Here is a 1,980-nt window from a genome sequence, read left to right on the forward strand (position 1 = left end):
CTAGTGGCTTAAGACATAAATAATTGATAATTTTAAACGTTCTTTGACAGAAAATACCATGGGAAGAGGCCAAGCACCGGCTGCCCCAATCCCGATGACTCTACTACAAAAGGAGATATTGCAGGATATAGGGCGCCGGCATACGACAAGCCAGCAACTAGCCAAGCGCATCAAGCTATTGCTAATGGCCAATCAAGGACAAAGCAATTCCCACATCAAAAGGGAACTGGATATTTCACTGAATACGGTAAAATCCTGGCGCAGGCGCTGGGAGGCAGACTATGATAATTTGGTATCCTATGAATCGTATTTGGAGAATCAAGAAGTGAGCCCCTTGGATTTACGCAAACGTTTAATCAGTACGTTAAAAGACTCGCCTCGTTCGGGAGCGCCGAAAACCATCACCTTAGCCCAGGAAAAACAGATCATAGCCCTAGCCTGCGAGCCCCCAGCCGATTACCAGGTAGAAATGGCTGATTGGACGCACGAGATGCTGGCCAAAGTTGCCATAGCGAAAGGCATCGTGGCCAGTATTTCCTCCCGGCAAGTAGGGAGGATTTTAAAAAAGCAGCCCTCTTCAGCCTCATAAATCAGAGTATTGGCTATTCCCAAAGATCGAAGATTGGGGAGCCTTCGTGCTCAGGGTTGCTTTGGTTTGCCAGTTCATTCTCGATTCTGTGCTGCGCAAGCACCCCAACCGCCATGTCATAAGCATCGACGAAAAAACGGGTATCCAGGCTATAGAGCGTGCCAAAGGTGCAGCCCCCAAAAGCAAGGGGGCACACCAACGGGTGGAATATGAGTACATCCGTCACGGTACAACGACGCTGATTGCCGCTAACAACGTGGAAAATGGCCAGGTCATCAATTACCGTATGGGAGACACTCGGGATGAAACAGATTATGCTGACTTCATCAAATGCACCGTCCATGCACTGCCAGAAATGGACCAGGTTATTATTTTGTCCGACCAGCTCAATACCCATATGTCGGAATCGCTGGTCCGCTGGATTGCCGAGTGCGAAGGGTATGATGAAGGCCTGGGCACAAAAGGCCGGGAGGGCATCTTAAAAAACATGGTAACTCGTAGGCGTTTCCTGGAAAAAGAAGAGCACCGTATCAGATTTGTCTTCACGCCCAAGCATTGCTCCTGGCTCAACCCAATCGAAAATTGGTTCGCTAAGCTGCAGCGTCATGTGATTAGCAATGGCAATTTTTCTTCAGTCGAAGAGCTACAAATCAAAATAGAAGCCTACGTGGCTTTTTACAATGAGTGCTTGGCTAAACCTCTAAAATGGAAATTTAAAGGCTTCGACAAGGACCGGGAACCTCTCATTTAAATTGTCAGAAACTTATGTCTTAAGCCACTAGCCCTCCCGATGCATTGTGTGCGAATACCACTGTATTTTTTGATGCATCCGGTCAGGCATCCATCAACCCACAGGATGTAGACGGTGGCTCCACAGACGATTGTGCAACCGTGCTAAACTACGCTCTTGACCAATCCCAGTTCACTTGTAGCGATGCACCTGAGGTGATGGTGCAGCTGGAAGTAGGAGATGGAAACCCCGCAACGGGATCAGGAACCTGTATGGCTGCTGTAACGCTCATTGATGACTTGCTACCCTCTGCGGTTTGTCAGGATTTAAGCATAGACCTGGATGGTTCGGGTATGGCCAGTGTCTCTCCACAGGATGTAGACGGTGGTTCCACCGATAATTGTGGAGTGGCTAGCTTGACCCTTGATATAACCCAATTTTCCAGCGCGGACATCGGGCAAAATCAGGTCACACTGACCGCAGAGGATGCCGCCGGCAATTTAAATAGCTGCTTAGCGACTGTGACGGTGAATGGGGCACCGCCAAATTGCTCTGACGGCATCCAAAACGGAGATGAAACGGGTATAGACTGCGGAGGTTCTAGTTGCCCACCTTGTGCTGTGCCTTGTGCCGATCCGGGCTTTACGTCCAATACCATAAC

General features: G+C 49.1%; 2 protein-coding genes and 1 pseudogene. All 3 read left to right on the forward strand.

Annotated elements, in window-relative coordinates; translation table 11 throughout:
* The first annotated feature begins 43 nt into the window (after positions 1-43).
* Positions 44-589, forward strand: coding sequence for a helix-turn-helix domain-containing protein (locus tag IX84_RS18330; RefSeq protein WP_152605135.1), 546 nt, complete (start codon positions 44-46; stop codon positions 587-589).
* Between the two features lie 46 nt (positions 590-635).
* Positions 636-1,340, forward strand: a complete 705-nt coding sequence (locus IX84_RS18335) for an IS630 family transposase (RefSeq protein ID WP_052516191.1) — start codon at positions 636-638, stop codon at positions 1,338-1,340.
* A gap of 44 nt (positions 1,341-1,384) precedes the next feature.
* Positions 1,385-1,980: pseudogene (locus IX84_RS18340) on the forward strand (hypothetical protein); the annotation flags it as partial.

The organism is Phaeodactylibacter xiamenensis, assembly GCF_000759025.1.
GTDB classification, from domain to species: Bacteria; Bacteroidota; Bacteroidia; order Chitinophagales; family Saprospiraceae; genus Phaeodactylibacter; species Phaeodactylibacter xiamenensis.